Origin of the sequence: Chryseobacterium sp. CBSDS_008 (assembly GCF_049959325.1) — a bacterium.
In the GTDB taxonomy this organism is placed as follows: domain Bacteria; phylum Bacteroidota; class Bacteroidia; order Flavobacteriales; family Weeksellaceae; genus Chryseobacterium.
This window is the reverse complement of record NZ_CP188202.1, coordinates 787,817-813,842: the sequence shown is the minus strand read 5'-3', so window position 1 is coordinate 813,842 and position 26,026 is coordinate 787,817. Positions and strand designations below refer to the sequence as shown.

Sequence of the window (26,026 nt, the reverse complement as noted above, 5' to 3'; positions counted from 1 at the left end):
GGTATGTCATTTTTTCTATTAACAGTAGATCCCGATGGGATCAAATCCAGCTCCAATAGGAGCTAACTGTTAACAGGGCATATTTGTTATAAAATTATAGCTCCGGAGGAGCGACCTGTTAATTATACTTTGATTTAATCAGACAAGAATGTTTTTATTTATACATATCCTTTATAAAATTCAAGGCATTTCTATGGCTGATTTTTTCTGCCAGTCCGGATGAGAAGCGTTTTTCAATTTCTTTATTGATCATATTGAAAGCAGACGCATCATCATATCCCTGAAAGAAAAAAGGATGGCGGGTTTTATCAGGATGGTTTTTGCAAAAGAAAAAATCTGCACCATACGCAACAGCATCTTCTGCACCCAGATCAAGGCCGTACTGAATATGTTCATATAATATTTCGGGATTTTTCTCATCTACACAGTTGCGGATAAAATTGAGCCCTATTAATCCCTTTCTTTTAATAACTTCTTTTGCCAGTTCATCAGGAAGGTTTCTTTTTTTATCATGTACATGTCTGTAGTTAGAATGACTTGCCAAAACAGGAATTCTGTAGTTTCTCTGATCTATATAATTAAGAATCCCATAGGCAAGCTGATCACTGGTATGAGCCAGGTCAATAGCGATATTCTTTTCTGAAATATAATCAAGCAGGATTTTTCCGTCATGTTTCAGTCCGGCATCAGAATAGTTTCCTCCTCCAAAGCGGTTCTCAGTATGGTGGGTTATTCCGAGATAAAGAATCCGCTGTGTTTTTTCAATGATTGCCTCCAAATTTTTAAAACCAGTTTCCAGAGTATCATCTTCGCCACAAAAGCCGGATGCGTTTTCAATGGAAGCAATTATTCCTACTTTATCTTTGTTCTCAGGATTTTTATAGTTTTCACCGTCAAATAAGAAAAAACTTTCATTCTGCAGGAGATCAGAAAATATTTCGCTCTGTTTTGCTCCATAAACCGTACTGTTGTCTCCTGTTGCCGAGTATATAGCCATCACCTGGAGCTTTACATTTCCTTCCTGTAAATAAGGAAGTGAACAGCCAAGCTCTTTATCATCAGTTAATGAGCCGGGCTGCAGTAAATAGCATAATAAATCGCAGTGCAGATCTACATTTATAGCATTCATATTAAATTATAATTTATTTGTTTATAAAGACTTACAGAAAGAACAAGATGCTTACTATTATAATTACAAAGAATAAAAACGTTAACGTATTTTTCTGTGAAAAATGAAATATGAAATTCAGCTATACGAAAATGATCAGTCTCTTTTTCATTTTAATATTAATTCTCATTCTAAAATATAGGCTAATATAGTATTTTATCTAAAAAATGCGTATTTTTGCATCTTAAAATTTCTTAGTAAACAATGATAAAAATTACACTTCCAGACAATAGTGTCAAAGAATTCGAAGGAGCAGTTACGCCCCTAGATGTGGCAAAATCTATAAGCGAGGGATTGGCTAGAAACACCATTTCCGCAATCGTTAATGACAAACAAGTAGAAACAACCACACCTATAACCACGGATTCTACGGTACAGCTTTTGACCTGGAATGATGATCTTGGAAAGAAAGCTTTCTGGCATTCTTCGGCCCACCTTTTGGCGCAGGCAATCCTTGAGTTTTATCCTAATGCTAAGCTGACCATCGGTCCTGCTATTGAAAGCGGATTCTATTATGATGTGGATTTCGGAGACGAAAACTTATCTGAAAAAGATTTTGAAAAGATTGAAAAAAAGATCTTAGAAAACGCTAAGAAAGGTTCTACCTTCTCTCTTTATCCGGTTTCTAAAGAAGATGCTTTAAAAACATATGCAGATAACCCTTACAAAGTGGAACTGATCTCCAATCTTAATGACGGAGAAATCACTTTTGTAACGCATGATAATTTCACAGACTTATGCCGTGGCGGACACATTCCGAATACAGGGATTGTAAAAGCGGTTAAAATTTTAAATGCAGCAGGAGCTTACTGGAGAGGTAATGAAAAGAACCCTCAATTGACAAGAGTATATGGTATTTCTTTCCCTAAACAGAAAGATCTTACTGAATATCTTGAAAGATTGGAAGAAGCAAAAAGAAGAGACCACAGAAAATTAGGTAAAGAACTTGGTATTTTTGCATTTTCTGAAAAAGTAGGTGCCGGGTTACCACTTTGGCTGCCAAAAGGAACTGCTTTAAGAAGAAAACTGGAGAATTTCCTTTCTGATGCCCAGAAAAAAGGAGGTTATGAATTTGTAATGTCTCCACATATCGGGGCAAAAGAACTGTATGTAACTTCAGGACACTGGGATAAATATGGAGCAGACAGCTTCCAGCCTATTAAAACTCCGAATGAAGGAGAAGAATTTTTGCTGAAGCCAATGAACTGTCCCCACCACTGTGAAATCTATAAAACTTCACAATGGAGCTACAGGGATCTGCCTAAGAGATATGCAGAGTTCGGTACCGTATACAGATATGAGCAAAGTGGAGAGCTTCACGGTTTAACAAGAGTTCGTGGATTTACTCAGGATGATGCCCACCTTTTCTGTACTCCGGACCAGCTTTCTGAAGAATTTGAAAAAGTAATTGATTTAACGCTTTATGTTTTCAAATCTCTGGGTTTTGAAGATTTTGTAACCCAGGTATCATTAAGAGATCCTGAAAACAGAGAAAAATATATCGGGTCTGATGAAAACTGGGAGAAAGCAGAAAGTGCGATCATCAATGCTGCTGAAAAGAAAGGTTTAAAAACGGTAGTTGAATACGGAGAAGCTGCATTTTACGGCCCTAAGCTGGATTTCATGGTGAAAGATGCCTTAGGAAGAAAATGGCAGCTCGGAACCATTCAGGTAGATTATAACCTTCCGGAAAGATTTGATCTTCATTATATCGGAAATGATAACGAAAAGCACAGACCGGTAATGATCCACAGAGCACCTTTCGGTTCTATGGAGCGTTTCATCGCTATTTTGCTGGAAAACACCGCAGGAGATTTCCCGCTATGGCTAAGCCCAGATCAGTTTATTATTCTACCGATCAGTGAAAAATATGTAGATTATTCAAAAAAAGTTTCACAATTTTTGGAAAATCACGATATTAGCGGTCAGATTGATGACAGAAACGAGAAGACAGGTAAAAAGATCCGTGATGCTGAATTGAAAAAAATTCCATTCATGCTTGTAGTGGGAGAAAATGAAGAGAAAGAAGGCACGATTTCTGTAAGAAGACGTGGTGAAGGAGATCTTGGAGTGATGAAGCTGGAAGATTTCGTTGCTTACTTCAAAAAAGAAGCAGCCATATAAATTTTAAATTAAAAGATTGAAGGATTCAAAGATAAGATTAAAGAATTAATGGAATCTTTAAATATTTAAATCAATTAAATTAGTAATTAACCAATAAAATTATAATACAATAGCACAAAGATTTAACAACAGGGGCCCACAAAGACGTCCGGTACAAGAGGACTTACACTTGATCAACGATAAAATTCGTGTGAGAGAGCTTCGTTTGGTGGGCGATAACGTAGAGCCAGGAATTTATCCAATTGATAAAGCAAGACAGATTGCTGCAGATCAGGAATTGGATTTAGTAGTAATTTCTGATAAAGCAGAACCTTTTATTGCAAGAATATTAGAATATAAAAAATTCTTATATGAGCAAAAGAAAAAACAGAAGGAACTTAAAGCTAAGCAGGTAAAAGTGGTAGTAAAAGAGATCCGTTTCGGACCTCAGACTGATGACCATGATTATGAATTCAAAAAGAAGCATGCTGAAAAATTCCTTGAAGAAGGTTCTAAACTGAAAACCTACGTATTTTTTAAAGGACGTTCGATTATCTTTAAAGACCAGGGAGAAATCCTGCTTTTAAAACTTGCTCAGGAATTAGAGCACGTAGGTAAAGTAGACCAGCTGCCTAAGCTTGAAGGAAAAAGGATGATTATGATGATGAGTCCTAAAAAACCAGCAAAATAATTAAGTCATTATTTTAATATAAAAACCTCAAAGTAATTTGAGGTTTTTTTATAGTGAAGTTTTCATGGAAAGGGTATAGAAGATCTAAAAAAAAGCTGATCCGGATCAAGCGTCGAAGTTGGGAATCTGACTCATGCAAATGTAAGTTTCATGGTATCTGATGCTATATTATAAAGGTGCAAAAATGAAATCAATCTTACTGACTCCTTCTAAACTTATATCAATATATAGCCTGCTTTACAAGTAAAATGATTCTATATTATTTTGTGTTTTTATACAAGCAAATCATTTTAAATGTACACTTTTTTAATAACTAAGGATTCTCTCCCAACTTATATGACTGCCCTGCAACTCCATATTATCCTCCCCCCGGACCAACTGTCAGTTTCTAAATAAGATTGTATTATCCTTCAAAATCACCACAGTCATGCTCCTTAAAGAGAGGCAGTGTTTTTTTGGTGGTAAAATATCTTGATATTCTTTTATTATTTAATTTCAGCTTTTCACCTTCTATAAGCAACTCGTAAACAGGTGCTTTATCGATTTGAGTTAAGATATATTTTCTTTCTGATGTTTTAATAATAGTTTTATTTCCTTCGGTAAAGCATGAGAAAACATCAATTTTAAAAGTGTCCTTTTCATCGCAGATATTAGTCCATATCATTTTATCTTTTGTGATGGATAAGCCTGCCAGATCACATGAATAACAGTTACCTGAGAACTCTATGCCGTATTTTTCGTATACATTTGTACTTTTACTATCCAATAGATCAATAGGAACGAGTGCTGAAAAATCACCTGGTATAACAGCTTCCGGGATATGATTCTTTACCGGACCGGATGCAGCGGAAGTATCTGTTTTTACCTCTGTGGAAGCTGCGCTGTTCACTTTTTTTTCTGTAGCAGGTGAACAGGATGCCAGCAAAACGAGTACAGCTGAACAGCTGATTATTACATTTTTCATCTCTATTAAAAAAATTTACAGTCTTAATTTATCTTTTGCAAAATTGTAAAAAATATACCATTCAACATATCCCGGTTTTCAGGTATTTATTATCTGTATCAAACGGAGATTATCATTATTTTTTCATATCAAAAAACCCCTGAAATCAGCCAGTGCGTGCAGTGAAAAAGTCTAATATCTTTGCTGCAATTATTTATAAAGAGATACAATGAAAAAATTAAGTCTAACAACCCTTTTTTGTTTACTGAGTTTTATGACTTTCGCACAATCGTTAAAAGTAGTTATAAAACAGGATGGAAAAGTGATTCAGCCGGTGAATGATGTTTATGAACTGAAGAAATCTGCTTTCCTGTTTGAAATTACCTCTGTCAACCTGGAGGGCTTTTTAGTTGGGGCCACTACGAATAAGGATATTTATGCAGGAGCTGTGGGGATTTTCAATACCGAGGTTCCGTGGTTTCAGAATACGGGTATGGCTGAGGAGTTATACAACAAAGACAAAGAACTGTTTCTGATGGACTCTGCGCCTTCATATTGGTATTATACAGATGCAAAAGATCATAGATTCGATAAAAATCCTAAAGGCAATATAAAACAATGGTCTGCAACACGTACTGTTACAAGGTTTTATGATATTATGACAGATCAACCAATCAATTTAAAAGATTTTGACGGCAGTGTTTATTTACTAATGTACAAGCCCGTATATAATGACGAATATGATCTGACAGGAAAGAAAAACCTATTCCAGGCCGCGCTGAAATTCAGGGATTAATGAGTACACACCCAATTATTTGATTATATAAAAAAGGCCTGCTTCCATATGAAAGCAGGCCTTTTATTTTACTCGATGATCAAACCGTATTCTATAGCCAGTTTTATGGCAGAGCTAAGGTTGGAGGTCTGGAATTTTTCAATGAGATTTTTCCTGTGGCTTTCTACGGTGTGTGGGCTGATAAAAAGTTTTTCTGCCATTTGATTGGTGGTAAGGCCTTTCGCTGCTTCCCCGAGAATTTCCTTTTCTCTTCGGGTCAACCTGGGAACCTGATGTAATCCGTCTGCCTGTTTTTTCTCCAGAACCGCCCGGGTTTGTGAGCATAAAAAACGATTCCCTTCATATACTGCCGTAATGCCTTCAAGGATCTCAGACACTGAAGCATTCTTTTGAATATATCCCAAAGCGCCCTCGGCCAACGTGCTGTTAATTACAGGCAGTTCATTGTGAACACTCAGGATAATAATCCGGAGATTTCCGTGCTTTTTCTTTAAAGGCTTTATAAGTTCAGTACTGTTGATGTCTGCCAGATTGATATCCAGCAACAAAATATCGATATCTTCTTTTGCAAGGCCTGCATTCATTTCTGAAACGTTTCTGAAACAATTTACAACATCTATGGTATCACTGTTTCCTAAAATATTCTTCAGTCCTTCTAAGAGAAGTGGATGATCATCTGTTATGGCTACTTTTATCATGTTTAATGAATAGGGATTTGAAGTTCTATACTGGTACCGATATTCAATTCGGAAATGATATTCATCGATCCTTTTAAAAACTGTACTCTTAATTCTATATTATGAAAACCGGCTGTTTTTCTCACATCTAAACTTTGACGGTCAAAACCTTTACCGTTATCCTCTACCGTAAGGTTTATTACATTTTCTTCTTCACTTATCTGAACAATAATTTCGGAAGTATGGGCATGTTTTATAGCGTTGTTGACCAATTCCTGAATAATTCTGTAAATGATCAATTGTTTTTCCTGTGATATGGAATTGCTGTAGTTGATAAATTCCGTATGGATTTCTAATGCGGAATTGGAAATGCGGGAAGCAAACTCCTTAATGGCTGCTTCCAAGCCGTATTTCATTAATAAATCAGGCATTAAATTATGCGCTACACGTCTTAACTCTTCTACAGCACCGTCGATCTGATCTATTGATTTTGAAATTCCTTCCTCTATATTTTCGGATTGATGAGGATTTAAATAGGACAGCTGATGCTTGGTTCCGGAAAGCAGGCCTCCCAATCCGTCATGAAGGTCCCGGGCCAAGCGGCCACGCTCCTGCTCCTGCCCTTCCAGCAATGCGGTAAGCGTGGATATTTTTGAGTTCTGTTTTTCTTTTTCCAGGGCTAAAGCATGCAATTCATCGCTTTGCTTCATAGACTTAGCACGCTGTTTATAGGCATACAGCAACAGCAGAATCAAAACAATGAAAAAGACGATAAAAAATATATAGTAGGTATTGATCTTTTCTTTGAATGCCAGAAGCTTTTTAAAGTTGTTGATATCATTATTTTTCTGCCGGGTTTCTAGTTTTGCCAAACGAAGCTGCTGTTCTTTTTTCTCGGATTCAAGTTCTGAGAATTTCAGTCGCTCACGCTGATTTTCTTCCACCAGCTTTAAATTGTTATACACCTGTTCACGTTGTGCCCGGAGTATGTTGATTAATTTAATTTCCTGTGCTTTCTTATCACTTTCAAGCTGCAGCTTTATATATTTCTGTTCCTGCCGTTCTTTATCAAACTGAGATTCCAGTCTTTTGGTAATATCCAGTTTTTCCTGATCGTAAACACTTTTATATTGATCAACATAGCGTTTATAATAAGTGAGTGCTTCTTTATAATTCCCTTGTTCTTCGCTTATCCTGGATAAAGATTCAAGAATAGACAATTCTATATTATGATCTCTTACCGGACTTTTTTCAATTTCCATGGAGGCTTTCAGAAAATAAGACTTGGCTAAGTCATAATTTTTATCCTGGATGGCCAATTCTGCCAGGATTCCAAATGACGAAGCAATATGAATGGCATCTCCTATTTCCAGGCTTACAGTATTGGCCAGCCTGGCATATTGCATTGCTTTATCCCTATCAAAATCAGTATACAAATTAGCCAAATTGATGGCAGCATATGAAAGGCTGCTCCTGTTAAGCATTGCATTTTTATTTTTATTAAAAGTCGCGATCGCCTGCAGATAATATTGCTCTGCTTTATTTCTGAACTCAGTATTTGATGCCTGTTGGGTGTATTTTTGTTCATATACGTACCCCATACGCATATACGCATCGAAGAGCAGGTTAGGATCATTTTGTTTAGATGCTAATAACAAAAACTGCTTACTGTATTTTTCTTCCAGCTGATATTCATTGAGGTTAGAATAAATGGTGGACAATTCTTTGGCTGCATTGCCAAATCTCCCGTACAGCGTGGAAGTGATCGGCGAGTTTTCGTAATAATCTATAGCTTTCAGATAGGCGGCAACCGCTTCTGTCGCTTGATTATTACGTGTCAGAATCCAGCCTTTTGCATAGTGATAGTAGCCTTTAGCCTCATTACTATTCGTTTTTGAGCTATAAACCCTTGCCATATCGAGGCTTTTCAAAGATTCAGCAGCTTTATTATCAAGCCGGTAGTTCATAGCCTGCACAGCATATAAAATGGTGGCGTATTTTCCATCATTCTGTTTGACTGCCATGGAAATGCCGTTTTTTAAAATCTGATAGGATTGAGGTTTCAGGTTATGAAAAAATAAGGCAGTAGCGTATCTGGGAGTCAGACTGAGCTGCTCCGTTATATTATTTGAAGTCTGGCTGTATTCCCTTTCCAATTTGCTTAAAACATCCTGCGCCTGAACAAAAAACGGACAAATAAGTAAAGTAAATAAAAATAGTAACCTGTTTATCAAACCCTTATCTTTAGTAGTTTTAATATTATTAAAAACGTAAATATAAATAAATACGGTTAATAGATTTCTATGCCTTTTTCTACGGCTAAAGAAGGACTTTCATTCATCACAAAATGGCTGGTCTTTCCTTCTGTGTGTCTATTGCCTTTATAATCCGATCACCAAAAGTTCACCATGAATTTAATTTGTCAGATCAATATTATAGAGAATAGAAATTATAGGGGGTTTGCCATTCAAATCGGACATCTATACCTGCCCTATTGATGTACATTAAAATTTCTTTTCATGTATCACTTTTTTTTCGTAATTTTGCACACTATTATTCCTAATGTCTTAGGAAACCATAAACAGATATTGATAACAAAAACAATAAAAAAGCAGAACAATGCCAAAATTAAAAACGAAATCAGGTGCTAAGAAACGTTTTGCTCTTACCGGAACAGGTAAGATCAAAAGAAAAAACGCTTACAAAAGCCACATCTTAACTAAGAAAGAAACTAAGCAGAAGAGAAATCTTACTTCTACTTCTTACGTAGCTAAAGTGGATGAGAAAAGCGTTCAACGTCAATTAGCAATTAAGTAGTTTTTATAAATCTATATTCGGTTTATAAGAATTCAAACAAATTCACAATTTTAACCCTGAAACGGAGCCTATAAGAGTAAGACAATTGCCGCCCTTTTCAAAAAAAACAATTTAAATTATGCCAAGATCAGTAAATGCCGTAGCTTCAAGAGCTCGCAGAAAGAAAATTTTTAAGCACGCTAAAGGTTTCTTCGGAAGAAGAAAGAACGTTTGGACTGTAGCTAAAAACGCGGTAGAAAAAGCAATGCAATATGCTTACCGTGGTAGAAAAGAGAAAAAGAGAAATTTCAGAGCACTTTGGATCACTCGTATCAACGCGGGAACTAGAGAGCACGGAATGTCTTACTCTCAATTTATGGGAGCTCTTAAAAAGAACAACATCGAACTTAACAGAAAAGTTTTAGCAGATTTAGCAATGAATCATCCTGAAGCTTTCAAAGCTGTTGTAGATCAAGTAAAATAATGTAGAATAGATTTTGTTATCAATATAAGTCCCGGGTTTTCCCGGGATTTTTTTGTTGCTTACATCTGAAACTGACAGGGGCTTTCTTTACTTTAATATTCCCTTTGCAGTATAAATGCCTCTGCAATGTTCTGCATTCCAATTTTTTGATAGAATCCTGCAGCATCTGAATTTGAATGTAAAATTAGTTTACACTCTTTGCCAGCTGTTTCTTTTGTTATTTCAATTAATTTTTTGCCAATAGCATGATTTCTATAGCTTTTGTGTACACAAATATCCGAAAGATAACAACAGTAACTAAAATCGCATAATGAGCGTGCAATTCCCACCAGTTTATTTTCATCCCAGGCAGAAACAATAATATCAGCATTTTCAAACATCTTATGCAGGCGCTTTCGGTCAGTCATATCAATTAACGGTAAATAATCAGAATCATACAATAACTTAATAATTGTATCCATTTCAATACCTGTATTTATTTTATAAATGATATCTTTCATAGTATGTATGCTAATGCTCAAATTTATATATTTCCTGAATACCAATTATTAAACCTGTTCTAATTTTTAAAAAAAATCATCTTGGAAGCGACTCAGTAAATACATGCCAGACTGGTATAATAACAAATTATATAAAAGTCATATAATTATCAAAAAAATACGTGAATCTATGTTAGTTCGCTTTATTGCCAATAATAAATGATGATTTATTATTATATTAGCAATCTCTAAAGAAAGTATCAAAATGAAAAAAGTTACAGCTTTTTTATTCACCTGTATGGCACTGCAAAATATGAGTGCACAGAGTTTTATTCAAGCTTATAAAAACAGAGCGGATATGGTTACTCAAACCAATATCAATACAAATCTTCAGGATTTTGCAGGGCTGGGTGTTAAAAAAACAGGTACAACAGCTAATAATAATGCTTTGGACTGGCTTAAAAGCAAATACCTGTCCTACGGATATACCGCAGCCGACCTTTCAGAAGATACTTTCACCTATGCAGGCAATACATCAAAAAACTTAATCATCACTAAAACCGGGACACTTTATCCTAACAAATATGTTATCATCTGTGGGCATTATGATACGATTGTAGGGGCCGGGGTAAGCGATAATGGCAGCGGAACTTCCATTATTCTTGAAGCCGCAAGGATCCTGAAAGATGTTCCTACAGAATATTCTATCAAGTTTATCCATTTTTCAGGGGAAGAACAGGGCCTTGTAGGAAGCAGCCATTATGTAGATAATGTGGCTTATCAGGGAAACACCCGAGTTCTGGATATCAAACTTGTTTTAAATATCGACCAGGTAGGAGGCCTGATAGGAAATAATAACAATACGATTACCTGTGAAAGAGATACAGGCGGTGTATCATCTAACAATACAGCCTCTAATGCTGTAACACAGGAACTGATGGCCTGCACTACGCTTTATTCTCCTCTTCAGACCAATCTTTCTTACGCCTATAATTCTGATTATATACCTTTTGAAGCCAAAGGATATACCATTACCGGATTTTATGAAACTATTGAAAGTAATAATCAGCATACCGTAAGTGATACTTTTGCCAATCTGGATCCTGTATATGTTTTTAATGTAGGAAAAGCGGCTGTGGGAGCCTTACAGCATTTTGCCGTTGCTTCTACAAACAATAACCTGCTAAGCACAAACGAATCATCTGTACAAAAATCCGGGGAAGCCGTCAGAATTTACCCTAATCCTGCCCAAAATCTTGTTACGGTAGAGTTTCAGCAAAAAGTAAAGCAATTCAACATTGAGATAAACGATATGGCAGGCAACACTGTTCTAGCCCTTGAAAACCAGGAAAAAATAAACACTTCAGGGTTAAAAAACGGCGTTTATACCTTTACCATTAAAACAGAAAAAGGAAATACAACAAAAAAAATAATTATTAATAAATAATGCCCGGCCAGGTATTCTTAATTGAATTTTCATTCAAAAATAATTTACAATAAAACATATTAAAGAGAAAACCTTTGAAGCGATTCAGAGGTTTTAATTTTTATCAGTATTAACATTGAAGCATTTGCAAAGCATTCCGGATTATTGATATGATACTCATAATAAATTTCAATTTATTTTAAAATATTAAACACCTTATTGTGATTTATTTACTACATTCGTGTACCAAATAATATCATAATATGAAAAAATTCACAACACTTTTATGCACTGCACTGATGATGCAGAGTATAGTGGCACAAAGTTTTATCCAGGCTTATAAAGACAGAGCGGATATGGTTACCCAGGCAAATATTACGGCAAATCTTCAGGATTTTGCCAGTTTGGGAGTAAAAACTACCGGTTCACAAGCCAATGTCAATACGATGAACTGGATCAAAAACAAGTACCTTTCTTATGGTTACACAGCCAGCCAGATTGTAGAAAGCCCTTTTACTTTCGGAAGCACAAGTTCAAAAAATTTAATCATTACCAAAACCGGAACACTTTACCCTAATAAATATGTCATTATTTGCGGGCATTTTGATACCATTTATGGTCCGGGAGTGAATGATAACGGCAGCGGAACTTCTATTATTCTCGAAGCGGCAAGAATTCTGAGAAATGTTCCGACCGAATATTCTATAAAATTCATCCATTTTTCCGGTGAGGAACAAGGACTGAGAGGAAGCAGCCACTACGTGAATAATGTTGTATATCAGGGCGGCGTCCGTAAACTGGATATCAAACTTGTTTTCAATCTGGATCAGGTAGGTGGTGTGAAAGGAAATAACAATAACACCGTCTATTGTGATGAAGATCAGGGAGGTCTTTCGAGCAATAATGCGGCCTCTGCGGCAGTAACCCAGCAGCTTAGAAACTGCACGGCACTCTACTCTCCTCTTCAGACAGCTGTGGATCCGGCAGAAGATACCGATTATATTCCTTTTGAGCAGAAAGGTGAAATCATCACCGGTTTTTTTGAAAGAATAAGAAGCACTTACCCGCACTCCTCCAAAGATACCTTTACCAATATGGATCCTGTGTATGTTTATAATATCGGAAAAGCTACCGTAGGAGCATTACAGCATTTTGCAGCGGCCTCTTCTACCATGAGCAAACCTGCTTCTAAAAACTCATTGGAAGCCGTAAAAATTTATCCTAATCCAGCCAGTAATGTTCTCAATATTGAGCTTCCAGATTTTAAAGAAACGAATTTCAGCTTTGAAATCAGCAATTCTATGGGAAGATCGTTGCTGAAAGTAAATAACGAAAGAAATATTGATGTTTCAGGACTTCAGAACGGAGTGTATATCGGAGTTTTGAAAGCAGGTGACGAGACTCTTGTAAAGAATATTATGATTGAAAGATAAATATCTTGAGATTCCAAGTAAAAGAAACGGCAGGAGGAACTCTCCTGCTGTTTTGTATTTCAAAAGCAAATGTTTCATTTATCCCTGTCCTGAAGAATTGCTTCTATTTCCTCTAATGAGAATCCTTTTGCTTTTAATAAAATCAGGAAGTGATACAGAAGATCTGCAGCTTCATTTTTAAAGAGTTCCTCGTTATTATCTTTTGCCTCAATAACAAGTTCTACGGCTTCTTCCCCTACTTTTTGAGCCATTTTATTGATTCCTCTCTGGTAAAGTGAATAAGTATAAGAACCTTCAGTTTTAGTATCTATCCTTTGAGAAATTTTTTCTTCCAGTTCATATAGAAATCCTTTGGTATCTTTTTCTCCAAAGCAGCTGAAACTTCCTGTGTGGCAAACTACATTCTTTGGAACCGCTTTGATTAAAATGGTATCCTGATCACAGTCGATGTCAATACTTTTTACGGTTAAAAAATTACCCGATTCCTCGCCCTTTGTCCAGAGTCTGTCTTTGGAACGGCTGAAAAAAGTAACAATACCTTCTTGTTTTGTTTTTTCAAAAGCTTCTTCATTCATGTAGCCCAGCATCAAAACCTGCAATGTGCTGCTGTCCTGAATGACTACCGGAACAAGCCCATTATCTTTATTAAAATCTATTCTCATCGTACTTCTATTTTTTGAGTTTTTAACTGTTGTTTTAAGTCCCGAATGCCTATTTCGTTAAAATGGAAAATACTGGCAGCCAATCCTCCTGTAGCTTTTGTTTCATTAAATACTTGAACAAAATCATTCACAGTGCCTGCTCCTCCGGAAGCAATCACAGGAATGTTTATATCGTCTGAAACAAGCTTTGTAATCCGAAGATCAAAGCCATTTTTCGTGCCATCTCCATCCATCGAGGTCAGCAGAATTTCTCCTGCTCCAAGAGTTTCAGCTTGTTTTGCCCATTCTACCGTAGAAAGTCCTGTGGCTTCTCTACCTCCTTTGACGTGAACCAGATCTTTATCACCCACCTGTCTTGTATCAATAGCCACCACAACGCACTGGCTTCCAAATTCTTTGGCTAAATCAGAAATAAGTGCCGGATTTTTTACCGCCGAGGAATTGATACTAATCTTGTCTGCACCTGCTTCCAAAAGCTTTCTAACATCTTCCACAGACGAAATTCCACCTCCCACTGTAAAAGGGATGCTGAGCTCTTTGGCAATCTCTTTTACCAGGTCAACAAAGGTTTTTCTGTTCTCAATAGTGGCCGTAATATCAAGGAAAACAAGTTCATCAGCACCTTCCTTTTCATATTTTTTGGCAAGTTCTACAGGATCTCCTGCATTTTTAAGGTCTTCAAAATTGATCCCCTTCACGGTAGCTCCATCTTTAATATCCAGACATGGAATAATTCTTTTTTTAAGCATTTTCAATAAAATTCTGAAGTTGTTGTAAGCTTATTTTTCCCTCGTAAATTGCTTTTCCGATGATTGTCCCCGCACATCCTATATCTTTCATTTTATACACATCAGCAATCCCTGAAATCCCTCCGCTTGCCACCAGCTGAACGGATGTTTTATATAAGATTTCAATATAAAGCCCTGTTGATGGACCTTCCAGCATACCGTCTTTTGCAATATCAGTACAAATGGTGGTTTGTATTCCTTTTTCCTGATACTGAAGGATGAAATCAATGATGTCATTATCACTTTCTTCGAGCCATCCGGAGGTTTTAATTTTCCTGTTTTCGCAATCAGCACCAAGAATAATTTTCTCAGCACCATATTTTTGAATCATTTCATAACAGAATTCAGGATTTTGCACTGCAATACTTCCCAAAGTGATCTGTTTTGCCCCGGAGTTAAAAGCTGTTTCAATATCCTCCTGGGTTTTTAAGCCTCCTCCAAAATCGATATGCAGCGAAGTAGAATCGGCAATATTTTCCAAAACCTTCTGATTGACAATGTGCTTTGATTTTGCCCCATCAAGATCTACCAGGTGAAGAAACTGAATGCCGAAACTCTCAAATTCTTTTGCCACTTCTACAGGATCTTCATTGTATATTTTCTTTGTGTTATAATCTCCTTTTGACAGACGCACACATTTACCGTCGATAATATCAATAGCCGGAATTATTTTCATCATTATAAATTTATAAAGTTTTTAACGATCTGATTTCCTATTATTCCCGATTTTTCAGGGTGAAACTGCACTGCATAGAAATTGTCTTTCTGCAATGAGGCACTAAACGGCAGGATATAATCACAGACAGAAGTTGTAAAGCCCGAAAGCTCACAATAATAGCTGTGAACAAAATAAACATCACTGCTCTTTTCAATTCCTGAAAACAGCGGTGAAGCCTGCCCTGAAAGCGTATTCCATCCCATATGCGGAACAATATCCTTTGCTGGAAATTTTCTGACATTGATATCAAAAATTCCCATTCCTTCAGTATCCCCTTCTTCATTTTCCTTACACATCAGCTGCATACCCAGGCATATTCCCAGAACAGGCTGTTTAAGACTTGGAATTAGAAGGTCAAGCTCTCTTTCCTTCAGCAGTTTCATAGTGGATGAAGCTTCTCCCACCCCTGGAAAGATCACTTTATCAGCTTTTAAGATCTGCCCGGGATCATCGGTGATTATAGAATCTACATTCAGTCTGTTGAGAGCGTTCTGAACAGAGTTTACATTTCCTCCGTTATATTTTATTATGGCAATCATATTTATAAACTTCCTTTTGTAGAAGGTAAACTGTAATTAGTATCTGTTTGATTTACCGCCATTTTAACGGCTTTTGCAAAGGCTTTAAAAATGGATTCAATTTTGTGGTGTTCATTATCACCTTCTGCTTTGATATTCAGATTGGATTTCGAAGCATCTGTAAACGATTTAAAGAAGTGAAAAAACATTTCCGTAGGTACATCTCCAATCTTTTCTCTTTTAAACGGAGCATCCCAAACCAGCCAAGGTCTGCCGCCGAAATCAATAGCCACCTGAGAAAGGCAGTCATCCATCGGAAGCAGAAAACCATATCTTTCAATGCCTTTTTTCTTTCCTAAGGCATGTAAAATGGCTTCTCCCAGAACAATTCCTGTATCTTCAATGGTGTGGTGCTCATCTACAGCAAGATCACCTTTTACTTTGATGGTTAAATCCATATTTCCATGTCTCGCAATCTGATCCAGCATGTGGTCAAAAAAATGAAGTCCGGTTGAAATTTCTGACCTCCCGTTTCCATCAAGATTAACTTCAATTTCAATATCTGTTTCATTGGTTTTGCGGGAGACTTTAGCCTTTCGCATTCCGGATTTTAAGAACTGATAAATCTCTGACCAATTTGTTGTAGACAGCTCAGCATCACTATTTAAGTTTTCATTAAGATAAATAGCTTTAGAAGCCATATTTTTAGCCAGTTGCACATCCGTACTTCGATCACCAATTACATAGGAATTCTCAAGGTCATAATTCCCATACCTATATTTCCCAAGCATTCCGATTCCTGGTTTTCTGGTAGGAAGATTTTCAGATTCAAAGCTTTTATCAATTAAAATATCACTAAAAATGATCCCTTCATTTTCAAATGCCTGCAGCATTTTTGCATGAGGTTTTATGAAATCTTCTTCAGGAAAACTATCCGTTCCCAACCCATCCTGATTGGTTATCATCACCAATTCGTAATCTAACTCATTGACAATTTTTGCAAGGTTTTGAAAAACCCCGGGATAAAATTCAAGCTTTTCCAGAGAATCTACCTGAAAATCCGTAGGCGGTTCAATAATCAATGTTCCGTCCCGGTCTATAAATAATACTTTTTTCATTGTTGAATACTTTTCAAAAGGTTAATTAATTTTTCATTTTCTGCACGGTTTCCTACATTAATTCTGATACATCCCTGAATAACAGGATCTCTTCTGCTGGTTAAAATTTCCTGTTCCAACATTCTTGTATATACTGAATCAATATTTTTCATTCTGATCAGAAAGAAATTGGCATCTGTGGAAAAGACTTTTGAAATACATGCAATTCCTTCAAACTGCTGTTTCAGCCATGTTCTCTCTTCCAGAATACGGTTTACATTTTCCTGAAGCCTGTTTTCTTCCTCCAATGTCTTTAAAATGAGTTCCTGACTCAGAACATTCACATTATAAGGTGCTTTTACCGTATTGATCAGGCTGATAATCTCTTCAGACGCATAAGCCATACCTACCCTTGCTCCGGCAATTCCCCATGCTTTAGAAAAAGTTTGTAATACAATCAAATTAGAATATTTTTCCAAAAGCTCCAGACTTGATTTTTTCCCAGAAAATTCAATATAAGCTTCATCTACCACTACAATTCCGTTGAAATTCTGAAGGTAAAATTCAATATCATCTACACTGTTTCCCGTAGGATTATTAGGTGAGCATAAAAAGAAAATCTTAAGTAAAGGATCTGCTGTCGCTTTTAAAAAATCATTCTTTACGATTTCAAAGTTTTCATTCAGATTCACTTTCAAAACTTTATTTTCATTGATGGCTGCATAGAAACCATACATCGCAAAAGACGGATTCATCATCAGAATAGCATCTTTTTTAGGCTCACAGAAAATTTTAATGATAAGGTCTATCAGCTCGTCGCTTCCGTTTCCTATGGCAATCTGTGAGGGCGAAACATTTTTGAGCCCCGCAAGCTTGCTTTTAAGCCTTTTCTGGGTAGAATCCGGATAGCGGTTGCATTCCCCGAATGGACTTTCATTGGCATCCAGCATAACGGGAGCATTAAATTCATTGTGATCCCTGAAACTGATGTAGGGCTGTAATTGTAATATATTTTCTCTTACGAATGTTTTGATACTGTTATTTTTCATTGTATTGTTTATTTAAAACTATTTTTAAACCTTTAAGATGGATTAAGTTATTAAGAATAATGAAGAAAATATCTTCCGATCTTTATTAAGCCGTCAGCTTAATTCAAATATTTTTGAATCTTAACTTTGCCTAAAAGCTTCATTTACTTAATGGTTCAAATTGTTTTTTTGGATGAACGCAAGGGCGCAAAGTCTTTTAATTCTTTAATTTTTTTAAGGCGCAAAAAAATCGAAGATTTTCAGCAAGGAAATGAATTTTAATTTCTGGTTTTAATTATATACTATTCAATTTTATCGGAGATAAATCCTTGCGCCCTAAAAAATATATTTTCCAATATTATTTTGCGTCTTTGCGTTTTCCAACATTTATTATTTTAATCTTATGGACACCGCATTTTTGTGAGCAAACAATCCTTCCGCTTCTGCCATGAGTTCTATTGTTTTTCCTAAATGCTGAAGTCCTTCTTTTGAAAGATGCTGGAATGTTATTTTTTTTACAAAGCTATCCAGTGACACTCCGCTGTAATTCTTCGCATAAGCATTCGTAGGAAGTGTGTGATTCGTTCCGCTGGCATAATCTCCTGCACTTTCACAGGAATAGTTTCCAAGGAAAACAGAACCTGCATTCTGAACCTCCGGAATATATTTTTCAAAATCATTGATCGCCAGAATAAGGTGTTCGGGAGCATAAAGATTACTGAATTCAAGAGCTTCTTCCAGAGAACTTACTAAAATAAAAGAGCTATTTTCCAATGCCTGACCTGCAAATTCATTTCTAGGTAAATCTTTGATCTGCTGACCAACAGACTCTATTGTCTCTTCAAACACTTTAAGGTCAGTCGTCATAAAAACAACCTGACTGTCACTGCCGTGTTCTGCCTGTGAAAGAAGATCTGCAGCACAGAATTCCGGAACGGCTTGTTCATCGGCTATAACAAGAACCTCACTTGGCCCGGCAGGCATATCAATGGCCACTCCATAACGCTGTGCATATTCTTTTGCTGCTACAACAAACTGGTTTCCAGGACCGAAAATTTTATTGACTGCAGGAATACTTTCCGTTCCAAAAGTCATTGCTGCAACAGCCTGTGCTCCACCTGTTTTAAAGATTTCCGAAACGCCACAAAGTTTTGCTGCATAAAGAATTGCAGGATTAATATTTCCATTTTTATCCGGTGGTGTGCAAAGGACTATTTCTTTACATCCCGCCAGATTTGCAGGAACCGCCAGCATCAATACAGTGGAAAATAAAGGAGCTGTTCCTCCCGGGATATAAATCCCAACTCTTTCTACAGCACGGTTTTCACGCCAGCAAACTACTCCTTTTGTTGTCTCTATTTTCTGAATTTTCTGCTTTTGAGAAGCGTGAAATTTTGAGATATTTTCTTTTGCCTGCTGAATGGCTTGTTTTAATTCATTTTTAATCTGATTTTCTGCCTCCTGAATTTCGGCATCAGAAACTTTTATGTTCTTAGTTTCTGCTTTATCAAACTTTTTGTTGAATTCTATTAAAGCTTGATCGCCGTTTTTTTCAACTTCTGCAAATATTTCTGTAATCAGACCTGAAATTTCTTTCTGCTCCAAAACCGGGCGCTTAACCAGGTCTTTCCAAGTGTCTTTTGTGGGATATCTGTATATTTTCATTGTATTATTTTTAAACCTTTTTTGAATCATTAAGATTCTTTTAAGTTGTTAAGTTTCATTAAGATCATAGCTGAAGCTATTTTATTGAAGTGCCTGACACCCTAATAACTCAATTTTTTTATGAACGCAAAGGCGCAATTTTTTTAAATCTTTACTTTTTTAAGGCGCAAGAAAATCTAAGATTTTCAGCAAGTGCGTTAGTATAGTTTTGTGATTTAAAACGGCATTCAATTTATCGCAGATAAAATCTTTGCGCCTTAAAGCAGTATCAAATTCATTTTTATTGCGCCTTTGCGTTAACCAACATTCGCTATTATTATTTTTCTAAATAACCATTTTATCAATTGGAATGATTAGAATGTCCTGAGCGCCATTTTCTTTGAGTTCATCAATGACATCCCAGAAACGTTCTTCATCAATAACAGAATGAATACTGCTCCAGCCTTCTTCTGCCAATGGAATGACTGTCGGACTCTTCAGTACAGGAAGAACTCCCGCTACTTTCTGGATTTTTTCGTTGGGAACATTCATCAGAATGTATTTTGAATTTTTTGCTCTTAAAACGGACTTAATTCTGAAGACAAATTTTTCAAGAATGGCTTCTTTTTCAGCTGATAATTGGGGCGTTTGAGCCAAAACAGCTTCCGATTTCAGTAAAGTGACTGTTTCTCTTAATCCATTTTTGAATAAAGTACTTCCGGAACTGACAATATCACATATCCCATCTGCCAGACCTATATTAGGAGCGATTTCTACTGAACCAGATATAACGTGAATATCGGATAGGACCCCTTCTTTCTCTAAAAAGCTTTTGAGCGTGTTAGGATACGAAGTAGCAATTTTTTTACCTTGAAAATAAGACAGCTCATCGGTTTCTACTTCTTTGGGAACGGCCAGTGAAACGCGGCATTTTGAGAACCCAAGCTTCTGGATTGTTTTGATATTTTTAGCTTTTTCAATCAGAAGATTTTCGCCAACAATGGCTACATCTACCACTCCGTCTTCCAGATATTGAGGGATGTCTGAGTTCCGGAGGTACATGATTTCCATCGGAAAGTTATCTACTGAAACTTTAAGCTGGTCTTTACCGTTGTTGACAAAGATTCCGCAGTCTTTGAGAAGCTGAAGAGATTCTTCGTAAAGCCGGCCGCTTTTTTGGATTGCAATTTTTAATTTACTCATTTTGCCTTTTTTGGGTCCGAGCAAATAAAAACTGATCTATTGAAATTTCTGAGGAGAATTCAGGAAACAAAAAAACCGCCTATTTACTCAGACGGTTTTAATTATTTTTGATTTTAGCACAAACTTATATCAATCAATTCCGCCTAACAGAGATGATGATGATAATGATGTAATGCTAAAAAAATTGGTTTCATTGTATTGAATTATGATGCAAATGTAGGATTTATTTTTAAAATGCAAAGTTTTTTCAGATAATTTTTTGATAGAACTTTATCAGTTCCTTTGCAATAGGTTCGTCATTAAACTTCTGAACAAACTCGAAACCCTTTTCCTCACGGCGTTTTCTCTCGGATTCATTTTCCCAGAGAAATTTGAGTTTGGACCGGATATCAAGATCGTTATCAGGGTTGATGTATACGGAGTCTTTTCCTCCTGCTTCGGGCAGACAGCTGGTATTGCTGGTAACGACGACAGTTTTGGAGAAAAGAGCCTCAATTACTGGAATTCCAAAGCCTTCAAAGAAGCTTGGATAGACAAAAATATCGGCCAGTTTATAGAGACAAGCCAGCTCATCCATGGAAACACCTTCCAGGAAGAGCACCTGCTTTTCCATTTTGTTTTTTTTCAGGAACTTTTCTATTTTCTGGTAATATTTGGTTTTTCTTCCCACTACAACGAGCGGAATTTCTGTACCGCTGATTGCCTTTACAACATTCAGTAGATTTTTGCGGTCTTCGATGGTTCCAACATTCAGTATAAACCTTTCCGGAAGCTTAAATTTCTCTTTTACTGCCTGCATCATTTCCGGAGACTGCTGTTCTTTAAAAGCGTGATGACATCCCTGATAAATAACTTCAATTTTATTCTCAGGAACTTTTAAATACTGGATAATATCTCTTTTGGTCTGTTCTGAAATAGCAATAATTTTGTCCGCTGAACCAGCCGCTTTTTTGAATTTCCAGAAATGAATTTTCCTGTCAAAAAAAGAATAATACTGCGGATATCTTACAAAGATCAGATCATGAATGGTAACGACCTTTTTAATAGGTTTTGGATCCCATTGTAAAGGAAGTTCACCGGATAATCCATGGAAAATATCAGCTCCCTGTTTTTGGGCATCTTTACCCATTTTCAGCTGGCGGGAAAGGCTTCCTTTTGAGGTTTCAATAAATTGAACATTAGGACGCTCCAGAATCTCTTTTCCGCGCTCGGATTTGTTTTTGTTGAGCAACAGATATTCATTGTCCGGTTCGTATTCAGAAAGGATTCTTACAAGGTCTCTCGAGTAATTTCCAAGACCGGATGTATTGTGGAAAAACCGTTTTGCATCAAAGGCAATCTTCATCGTTCTATCTGTTTTTGAAATTCCTGGAATGTACCGAATGTATATCCCTTTTCTTTTAACCAGCCTACAAACGAATCAAATCTTTCCACCATGTCTTTCCCTGAGTTTTTTACCGTAAATCCAGGAAGTTTAAATGCTTCATCTTTTATTTCTGCAAATTCCCACGGATGGAAATAAATGTTCAGATATTTATCTTTTTTCAAACTGTCCGAAGCCAGCTTTTTGTAGAAAAATAAAGGAAAATTGTGAAAACTTAGCCAAAATAAAGGAATTCTGAAATTAGGAGAAACCGAAGCCGGAACCTGAGTTACATTTCCTTCTTTGAAATAGGTTCTGGATACTTTTAAATTATTATATCTTCCCGGCAAAAAAGTAGGATTGATGGATGAATTGTATGAATATCCTGCTCTTTCCACTTCTTTTTCGTCTACAGGCATCATTCTCGGCATTCTTAATCCGGTAACCTTTGTAGAAAATAATTCTTCCAGTTTTTCTCTTGATTCCTTCAGATGCTTGTCTTCAAATTCTGAATGAAACCAGGTGTGAGAAGCCAGTTCGTGACCTTCATTTAACAACCTTTCGATAAGATGTCTGCTGTTTTCTGCAAAAACTACTGTAGAAAAGAAAGTAGCTTTGGCATTATGTTTTTTAAGGATATCGAGAATTCTCTCTAATCCTGTCTGTGAAATTGAAATCTGCTTTTCAAAGGGAATTTTACCCTTATATTCTAATGGCATATCAAATTCTTCAATATCAAAACTCAATAAAACCATTCTAAAAATTTTTGTTTTTAATAATATAATTAGGTCTGTCTTTCACCTGTTTGAATATTTTACCTAAATAAATTCCCATAATTCCTAAGATAATAAGCTGCAGTCCTCCAAAAAAAACAATGGTCATAATCAAGGATGCCCAGCCTGAGATCTCCGTTTTGGCAATAAAGGAATGAATCACATACGCTCCATATCCGATCACAGAAAGTGCTGAGAATAAAAATCCCAGGTATGCTGCCAGATAAAGAGGTTTCACACTGAAAGCAGTGATTCCCGTAAAGGCAAAAGTAAACATCTTTTTAAGGTTGTAGCTGCTTTTCCCTGAGAGCCTTTCTGCTGCAGTAAAGTCGATTCCTGCTTGTTTGAAACCCATCCAGCTCGTTAATCCTCTGAGGAACAGGTCATCTTCATTAAAATTTCTCATAACTTCCACAGCGCCGGCATCCAACAGTCTGAAATCTGAACCGCCCCCTTTCGTCAAATTAACGTCTGACAAACTTGATAAAAGCTTGTAGAATAAGTCTGATGTTTTCCTTTTAAAAAATGAAATCTCTTTGGGATACGTTCTAAAGGTAAAAACTACGTCATTGCCTTCTTCCCATTTCTGAATCATTTCCGGAATAAGCTCCGGCGGGTGCTGAAGATCTCCGTCCATAGAAATGACTGCATTTCCATAGGCATTGTCCATTCCTGCTTTTACTGCAGGCTGGTGTCCAAAATTACGGGAGAATTCGATGAATTTCACTTCATCATATTGTTTGGAAAGCTCTTCTAATTTCTGTTGGGTATTGTCTCGGCTGCCATCATTGACAAATATGATCTCAAAGTCGTAATTATGTAAGCCATCAAAAACTTCTTTTATTTTCTGATGGATCATAGCGACATTTCCCTCTTCGTTATAGGCGGGAATTACAATTGAAATTTTCTTCATATGTATTAATTCAGGCTGTAATTTTTCTCAAAATCTTTAGTCAGAAGTTCATAAGTTACCCTCAACCAGATTACAATACAAGGTACGGCTTTTAATGAATATTTGATGATATAGTTTTCTTTTACAAATTTCGGGAACAGATCCGAAGTTGAAAAACATGTAAAAATAATAACGAAAACCAGCAATCCTATGATAAGCGGTGTTCTTTCTTTCTGAAGGAAAAACCATATCAGCACCCCTACCACTGCAATAATATACGTTGGAGATTCTGAACTGGAGCTGAACAATACCAGAAACAGTAATGTGGAAGCCAGAATCATCAGCTGGAAAGCATAATGCTTATACTGCTTTATTCTGATGTAAGGTAAAGCAAAAAGTGGCAATCCACCTGCTAAAAATACAAGATTGGAGATGGAGGCGTCTCCCAAGACTCTTCTCACAAAGCCCATCAGTGAGATATCCTGCATATTTCCCAACACCTGGTTTTCATTATTCTTCTCTACAATAGACTGAAACCAGTCTGAGTAGCATTGAATTACAAACTGCGGACTTGAATAGGTCATTGGAAGTACAAAAAACAGTACTGCAATGGCTACTCCTGAAAGAATAAATTTAGTCTTGTTTTTAATAAAGAAAAACTGCGTTAATCCTACAATTCCGTAGATTTTCACAAATATTCCTATTAAAATGGCGGTTACAGACTTTACTTCTTTTCTTTCATAAATGTATACTGCAGACAATAGCAAAAGACCTGTCAGCGCTACATTAAACTGCAAACTTAAAGCCGCTGTAATGTATTCCTGAAGGCAAAGTAATCCGAAAATTGCTTTTTTACTGTCTGAAAACGGCAGCTTATAAATTCCATAAATGAAGATAAAAGTATTGGCGATATTCCACAATGAGATTCCCAGCCAATCCGGCATCATGGCGAATGGAGCAATCAAGGCACTGAAAAATACGCCGTAATGATTTAAATCAAAATAAAGATCGGGATAATGGATAAATAAGTTTTTCTGATGAATAGTATTAAAAAATACGTTTTTAAAAATCAGATAATTATTGATCGCATAATCTCCTCTCAGGTATTTGGAAATTGCTGTAACAACTGATATAATAAGATAAACCCCAAATATGTATTTAGGGTTTAAAAGTATTTTAAGAAATTTTTCTTTCAAGATTGTGGTATTAGCTTAGAATATTAATCTTAAACGGCTACATTATTCTCTCTTAATGCATCATTCAGGGATGTTTTCTTATCCGTAGATTCCTTTCTCTGACCAATGATCAGTGCACATGGAACCTGATATTCTCCAGCCGGATACTGTTTTGTATAGCTTCCTGGGATTACTACTGAACGGGCAGGAACCCTTCCTTTGATTTCAACTGGGGTATCTCCCGTAACGTCGATAATTTTTGTAGAAGCCGTTAATACTACGTTGGCACCCAATACTGCTTCTCTTTCTACATGAACTCCTTCTACAACGATACATCTTGAACCGATAAAGCAGTCATCTTCAATGATTACCGGAGCAGCCTGTAATGGTTCCAATACACCACCGATACCAACTCCACCGCTTAAGTGAACGTTTTTACCGATCTGTGCGCAGCTTCCTACTGTTGCCCAAGTGTCAACCATTGTTCCTGAATCTACATAAGCACCAATGTTCACATAAGATGGCATTAAAATAACTCCCGGAGCAATATAAGCACCTTCTCTCGCCACTGCATGTGGTACAACTCTCACCCCTTTTTCAGCATAGTTTCTCTTCAAAGGCATTTTATCATGAAATTCAAACGGGCCTACTTCAATAGTTTCCATCTTCTGGATCGGGAAATACATTACTACGGCTTTCTTCACCCATTCATTTACCCGCCATCCGTTTTCTGTAGGTTCCGCAGTACGAAGTTCACCTTTATCAACTAAAGAAATAACTTCTCTGATCGCCTTTTGGCTGTCTTCATTCTGCAATAATTCTCTGTTGTCCCAGATATTTTCAATAGTTTGTTGTAACGACATGTTTCTTATTTAAATTAGTTTGAAAAATTATACTGCCCAAAGATACAAAAAGTTCAGCAAAACAGTTTCTAACATGATGCTTTTAATAAAGGCCCAGCATATGCTTTACCCTCTTTTTGCAGGTCAGATAGATTTGTCCGAAAGAAACTCTGATTCAAGCCGGATGTGAATCTGCATCAAATACTTCCTGTCAGAAGAAAAGAAAAAGCAATTACAGTGGGGACAACAAGGAAAAATCCGATAAGGCTGATGCCAGTTGAATGTCGTTTTTGATTTAAACGGTCTTCCTTCTACTACGCTCAGGAT

At 36.5% G+C, this 26,026-nt stretch carries 25 protein-coding genes; 7 read left to right on the top strand and 18 right to left on the bottom strand.

The window, feature by feature from the left end:
* Positions 1-154: 154 nt before the first annotated feature.
* Positions 155-1,129 carry a dipeptidase gene (locus tag ACP3T3_RS03510; RefSeq protein WP_426478543.1) on the bottom strand — a complete coding sequence of 325 codons (975 nt, stop codon included), beginning with the start codon at positions 1,127-1,129 and terminating at the stop codon, positions 155-157.
* Between the two features lie 243 nt (positions 1,130-1,372).
* Between ACP3T3_RS03510 and thrS the strand changes: the two genes are divergently transcribed.
* Together thrS and infC are read left to right on the top strand one after the other, a co-directional pair.
* Positions 1,373-3,292 (top strand): threonine--tRNA ligase, encoded by a 1,920-nt coding sequence (gene thrS / locus ACP3T3_RS03505; protein ID WP_426478542.1) that lies wholly within the window; start codon positions 1,373-1,375, stop codon positions 3,290-3,292.
* 169 nt (positions 3,293-3,461) lie between these two features.
* A complete protein-coding gene (infC, locus tag ACP3T3_RS03500; protein ID WP_185097810.1) occupies positions 3,462-3,962 on the top strand; it encodes a translation initiation factor IF-3 in 501 nt (166 codons plus the stop codon).
* Between the two features lie 403 nt (positions 3,963-4,365).
* Here the strand turns inward: infC and ACP3T3_RS03495 are convergent, their stop codons facing one another.
* Positions 4,366-4,926, bottom strand: a complete 561-nt coding sequence (locus tag ACP3T3_RS03495; protein ID WP_426478541.1) for a hypothetical protein — start codon at positions 4,924-4,926, stop codon at positions 4,366-4,368.
* 208 nt (positions 4,927-5,134) lie between these two features.
* Here ACP3T3_RS03495 and ACP3T3_RS03490 point away from each other — a divergent pair, with 208 nt between their 5' ends.
* On the top strand, positions 5,135-5,701 hold the full coding sequence (locus ACP3T3_RS03490) for a hypothetical protein (RefSeq protein ID WP_426478540.1): 567 nt from the start codon (positions 5,135-5,137) through the stop codon (positions 5,699-5,701).
* Positions 5,702-5,769: 68 nt separating this feature from the next.
* On the opposite strand, the gene ACP3T3_RS03485 is transcribed toward ACP3T3_RS03490, so the two are convergent.
* On the bottom strand, positions 5,770-6,399 hold the full coding sequence (locus ACP3T3_RS03485; RefSeq protein WP_426478539.1) for a response regulator: 630 nt from the start codon (positions 6,397-6,399) through the stop codon (positions 5,770-5,772).
* A 2-nt stretch (positions 6,400-6,401) separates the two neighbouring features.
* Positions 6,402-8,612, bottom strand: a complete 2,211-nt coding sequence (locus ACP3T3_RS03480; protein ID WP_426478538.1) for an ATP-binding protein — start codon at positions 8,610-8,612, stop codon at positions 6,402-6,404.
* 385 nt (positions 8,613-8,997) lie between these two features.
* Here ACP3T3_RS03480 and rpmI point away from each other — a divergent pair, with 385 nt between their 5' ends.
* A complete protein-coding gene (rpmI, locus tag ACP3T3_RS03475) occupies positions 8,998-9,195 on the top strand; it encodes a 50S ribosomal protein L35 (protein ID WP_034694453.1) in 198 nt (65 codons plus the stop codon).
* A 118-nt stretch (positions 9,196-9,313) separates the two neighbouring features.
* Positions 9,314-9,658, top strand: coding sequence for a 50S ribosomal protein L20 (rplT, locus tag ACP3T3_RS03470; protein ID WP_426478537.1), 345 nt, complete (start codon positions 9,314-9,316; stop codon positions 9,656-9,658).
* A gap of 92 nt (positions 9,659-9,750) precedes the next feature.
* On the opposite strand, the gene ACP3T3_RS03465 is transcribed toward rplT, so the two are convergent.
* Positions 9,751-10,158 (bottom strand): GNAT family N-acetyltransferase, encoded by a 408-nt coding sequence (locus ACP3T3_RS03465; protein ID WP_426478536.1) that lies wholly within the window; start codon positions 10,156-10,158, stop codon positions 9,751-9,753.
* 244 nt (positions 10,159-10,402) lie between these two features.
* Between ACP3T3_RS03465 and ACP3T3_RS03460 the strand changes: the two genes are divergently transcribed.
* Both ACP3T3_RS03460 and ACP3T3_RS03455 read left to right on the top strand, forming a co-directional pair.
* Positions 10,403-11,584, top strand: coding sequence for a M28 family peptidase (locus ACP3T3_RS03460; RefSeq protein ID WP_426478535.1), 1,182 nt, complete (start codon positions 10,403-10,405; stop codon positions 11,582-11,584).
* A 242-nt stretch (positions 11,585-11,826) separates the two neighbouring features.
* Positions 11,827-12,996 carry a M28 family peptidase gene (locus ACP3T3_RS03455; RefSeq protein ID WP_426478534.1) on the top strand — a complete coding sequence of 390 codons (1,170 nt, stop codon included), beginning with the start codon at positions 11,827-11,829 and terminating at the stop codon, positions 12,994-12,996.
* Between the two features lie 74 nt (positions 12,997-13,070).
* On the opposite strand, the gene hisIE is transcribed toward ACP3T3_RS03455, so the two are convergent.
* The 13 genes from hisIE to ACP3T3_RS03390 all read right to left on the bottom strand — a co-directional run bounded on the left by hisIE (position 13,071) and on the right by ACP3T3_RS03390 (position 25,720).
* Positions 13,071-13,658, bottom strand: a complete 588-nt coding sequence (hisIE, locus tag ACP3T3_RS03450) for a bifunctional phosphoribosyl-AMP cyclohydrolase/phosphoribosyl-ATP diphosphatase HisIE (RefSeq protein WP_426478533.1) — start codon at positions 13,656-13,658, stop codon at positions 13,071-13,073.
* Positions 13,655-14,407 (bottom strand): imidazole glycerol phosphate synthase subunit HisF, encoded by a 753-nt coding sequence (hisF, locus tag ACP3T3_RS03445; protein ID WP_426478532.1) that lies wholly within the window; start codon positions 14,405-14,407, stop codon positions 13,655-13,657. Before hisF ends, hisIE begins: the two co-directional genes overlap by 4 nt.
* Complete coding sequence (gene hisA / locus ACP3T3_RS03440) at positions 14,400-15,122, bottom strand: 1-(5-phosphoribosyl)-5-[(5-phosphoribosylamino)methylideneamino]imidazole-4-carboxamide isomerase (protein WP_426479938.1); 723 nt, start codon at positions 15,120-15,122, stop codon at positions 14,400-14,402. The genes hisF and hisA overlap by 8 nt, the downstream gene beginning before the upstream one ends.
* Positions 15,123-15,124: 2 nt before the next feature.
* Positions 15,125-15,703 carry an imidazole glycerol phosphate synthase subunit HisH gene (gene hisH / locus ACP3T3_RS03435; protein WP_426478531.1) on the bottom strand — a complete coding sequence of 193 codons (579 nt, stop codon included), beginning with the start codon at positions 15,701-15,703 and terminating at the stop codon, positions 15,125-15,127.
* Between the two features lie 2 nt (positions 15,704-15,705).
* Positions 15,706-16,800 (bottom strand): bifunctional histidinol-phosphatase/imidazoleglycerol-phosphate dehydratase HisB, encoded by a 1,095-nt coding sequence (gene hisB, locus ACP3T3_RS03430; RefSeq protein ID WP_426478530.1) that lies wholly within the window; start codon positions 16,798-16,800, stop codon positions 15,706-15,708.
* Positions 16,797-17,828, bottom strand: a complete 1,032-nt coding sequence (gene hisC / locus ACP3T3_RS03425; protein ID WP_426478529.1) for a histidinol-phosphate transaminase — start codon at positions 17,826-17,828, stop codon at positions 16,797-16,799. Before hisC ends, hisB begins: the two co-directional genes overlap by 4 nt.
* A 369-nt stretch (positions 17,829-18,197) precedes the next feature.
* Positions 18,198-19,472, bottom strand: a complete 1,275-nt coding sequence (gene hisD / locus ACP3T3_RS03420) for a histidinol dehydrogenase (RefSeq protein WP_426478528.1) — start codon at positions 19,470-19,472, stop codon at positions 18,198-18,200.
* A gap of 324 nt (positions 19,473-19,796) precedes the next feature.
* The gene (gene hisG / locus ACP3T3_RS03415; protein WP_426478527.1) at positions 19,797-20,654 is read right to left on the bottom strand and encodes an ATP phosphoribosyltransferase; all 858 of its coding nucleotides are present in this window, start codon (positions 20,652-20,654) and stop codon (positions 19,797-19,799) included.
* Positions 20,655-20,901: 247 nt separating this feature from the next.
* Positions 20,902-21,999 (bottom strand): glycosyltransferase family 4 protein, encoded by a 1,098-nt coding sequence (locus tag ACP3T3_RS03410; protein WP_426478526.1) that lies wholly within the window; start codon positions 21,997-21,999, stop codon positions 20,902-20,904.
* Positions 21,996-22,772, bottom strand: coding sequence for a polysaccharide deacetylase family protein (locus ACP3T3_RS03405; RefSeq protein WP_426478525.1), 777 nt, complete (start codon positions 22,770-22,772; stop codon positions 21,996-21,998). The genes ACP3T3_RS03410 and ACP3T3_RS03405 overlap by 4 nt, the downstream gene beginning before the upstream one ends.
* Position 22,773: 1 nt before the next feature.
* Positions 22,774-23,703, bottom strand: a complete 930-nt coding sequence (locus ACP3T3_RS03400) for a glycosyltransferase family 2 protein (protein ID WP_426478524.1) — start codon at positions 23,701-23,703, stop codon at positions 22,774-22,776.
* Positions 23,704-23,708: 5 nt separating this feature from the next.
* On the bottom strand, positions 23,709-24,878 hold the full coding sequence (locus ACP3T3_RS03395; RefSeq protein ID WP_426478523.1) for a glycosyltransferase family 87 protein: 1,170 nt from the start codon (positions 24,876-24,878) through the stop codon (positions 23,709-23,711).
* Positions 24,879-24,907: 29 nt separating this feature from the next.
* Positions 24,908-25,720, bottom strand: coding sequence for a 2,3,4,5-tetrahydropyridine-2,6-dicarboxylate N-succinyltransferase (locus ACP3T3_RS03390; protein WP_426478522.1), 813 nt, complete (start codon positions 25,718-25,720; stop codon positions 24,908-24,910).
* Positions 25,721-26,026 lie beyond the last annotated feature (306 nt).

What these genes read in the sequence shown, in the direction of transcription:
- ACP3T3_RS03510 (WP_426478543.1), bottom strand. Translation starts at nt 1,129, where the DNA reads ATGAATGCTATAAATGTAGATCTGCACTGCGATTTATTATGCTATTTA.
- thrS (WP_426478542.1), top strand. Translation starts at nt 1,373, where the DNA reads ATGATAAAAATTACACTTCCAGACAATAGTGTCAAAGAATTCGAAGGA.
- ACP3T3_RS03495 (WP_426478541.1), bottom strand. Translation starts at nt 4,926, where the DNA reads ATGAAAAATGTAATAATCAGCTGTTCAGCTGTACTCGTTTTGCTGGCA.
- ACP3T3_RS03490 (WP_426478540.1), top strand. Translation starts at nt 5,135, where the DNA reads ATGAAAAAATTAAGTCTAACAACCCTTTTTTGTTTACTGAGTTTTATG.
- ACP3T3_RS03485 (WP_426478539.1), bottom strand. Translation starts at nt 6,399, where the DNA reads ATGATAAAAGTAGCCATAACAGATGATCATCCACTTCTCTTAGAAGGA.
- rpmI (WP_034694453.1), top strand. Translation starts at nt 8,998, where the DNA reads ATGCCAAAATTAAAAACGAAATCAGGTGCTAAGAAACGTTTTGCTCTT.
- rplT (WP_426478537.1), top strand. Translation starts at nt 9,314, where the DNA reads ATGCCAAGATCAGTAAATGCCGTAGCTTCAAGAGCTCGCAGAAAGAAA.
- ACP3T3_RS03465 (WP_426478536.1), bottom strand. Translation starts at nt 10,158, where the DNA reads ATGAAAGATATCATTTATAAAATAAATACAGGTATTGAAATGGATACA.
- ACP3T3_RS03460 (WP_426478535.1), top strand. Translation starts at nt 10,403, where the DNA reads ATGAAAAAAGTTACAGCTTTTTTATTCACCTGTATGGCACTGCAAAAT.
- ACP3T3_RS03455 (WP_426478534.1), top strand. Translation starts at nt 11,827, where the DNA reads ATGAAAAAATTCACAACACTTTTATGCACTGCACTGATGATGCAGAGT.
- hisIE (WP_426478533.1), bottom strand. Translation starts at nt 13,658, where the DNA reads ATGAGAATAGATTTTAATAAAGATAATGGGCTTGTTCCGGTAGTCATT.
- hisF (WP_426478532.1), bottom strand. Translation starts at nt 14,407, where the DNA reads ATGCTTAAAAAAAGAATTATTCCATGTCTGGATATTAAAGATGGAGCT.
- hisA (WP_426479938.1), bottom strand. Translation starts at nt 15,122, where the DNA reads ATGAAAATAATTCCGGCTATTGATATTATCGACGGTAAATGTGTGCGT.
- hisH (WP_426478531.1), bottom strand. Translation starts at nt 15,703, where the DNA reads ATGATTGCCATAATAAAATATAACGGAGGAAATGTAAACTCTGTTCAG.
- hisB (WP_426478530.1), bottom strand. Translation starts at nt 16,800, where the DNA reads ATGAAAAAAGTATTATTTATAGACCGGGACGGAACATTGATTATTGAA.
- hisC (WP_426478529.1), bottom strand. Translation starts at nt 17,828, where the DNA reads ATGAAAAATAACAGTATCAAAACATTCGTAAGAGAAAATATATTACAA.
- hisD (WP_426478528.1), bottom strand. Translation starts at nt 19,472, where the DNA reads ATGAAAATATACAGATATCCCACAAAAGACACTTGGAAAGACCTGGTT.
- hisG (WP_426478527.1), bottom strand. Translation starts at nt 20,654, where the DNA reads ATGAGTAAATTAAAAATTGCAATCCAAAAAAGCGGCCGGCTTTACGAA.
- ACP3T3_RS03410 (WP_426478526.1), bottom strand. Translation starts at nt 21,999, where the DNA reads ATGAAGATTGCCTTTGATGCAAAACGGTTTTTCCACAATACATCCGGT.
- ACP3T3_RS03405 (WP_426478525.1), bottom strand. Translation starts at nt 22,772, where the DNA reads ATGGTTTTATTGAGTTTTGATATTGAAGAATTTGATATGCCATTAGAA.
- ACP3T3_RS03400 (WP_426478524.1), bottom strand. Translation starts at nt 23,703, where the DNA reads ATGAAGAAAATTTCAATTGTAATTCCCGCCTATAACGAAGAGGGAAAT.
- ACP3T3_RS03390 (WP_426478522.1), bottom strand. Translation starts at nt 25,720, where the DNA reads ATGTCGTTACAACAAACTATTGAAAATATCTGGGACAACAGAGAATTA.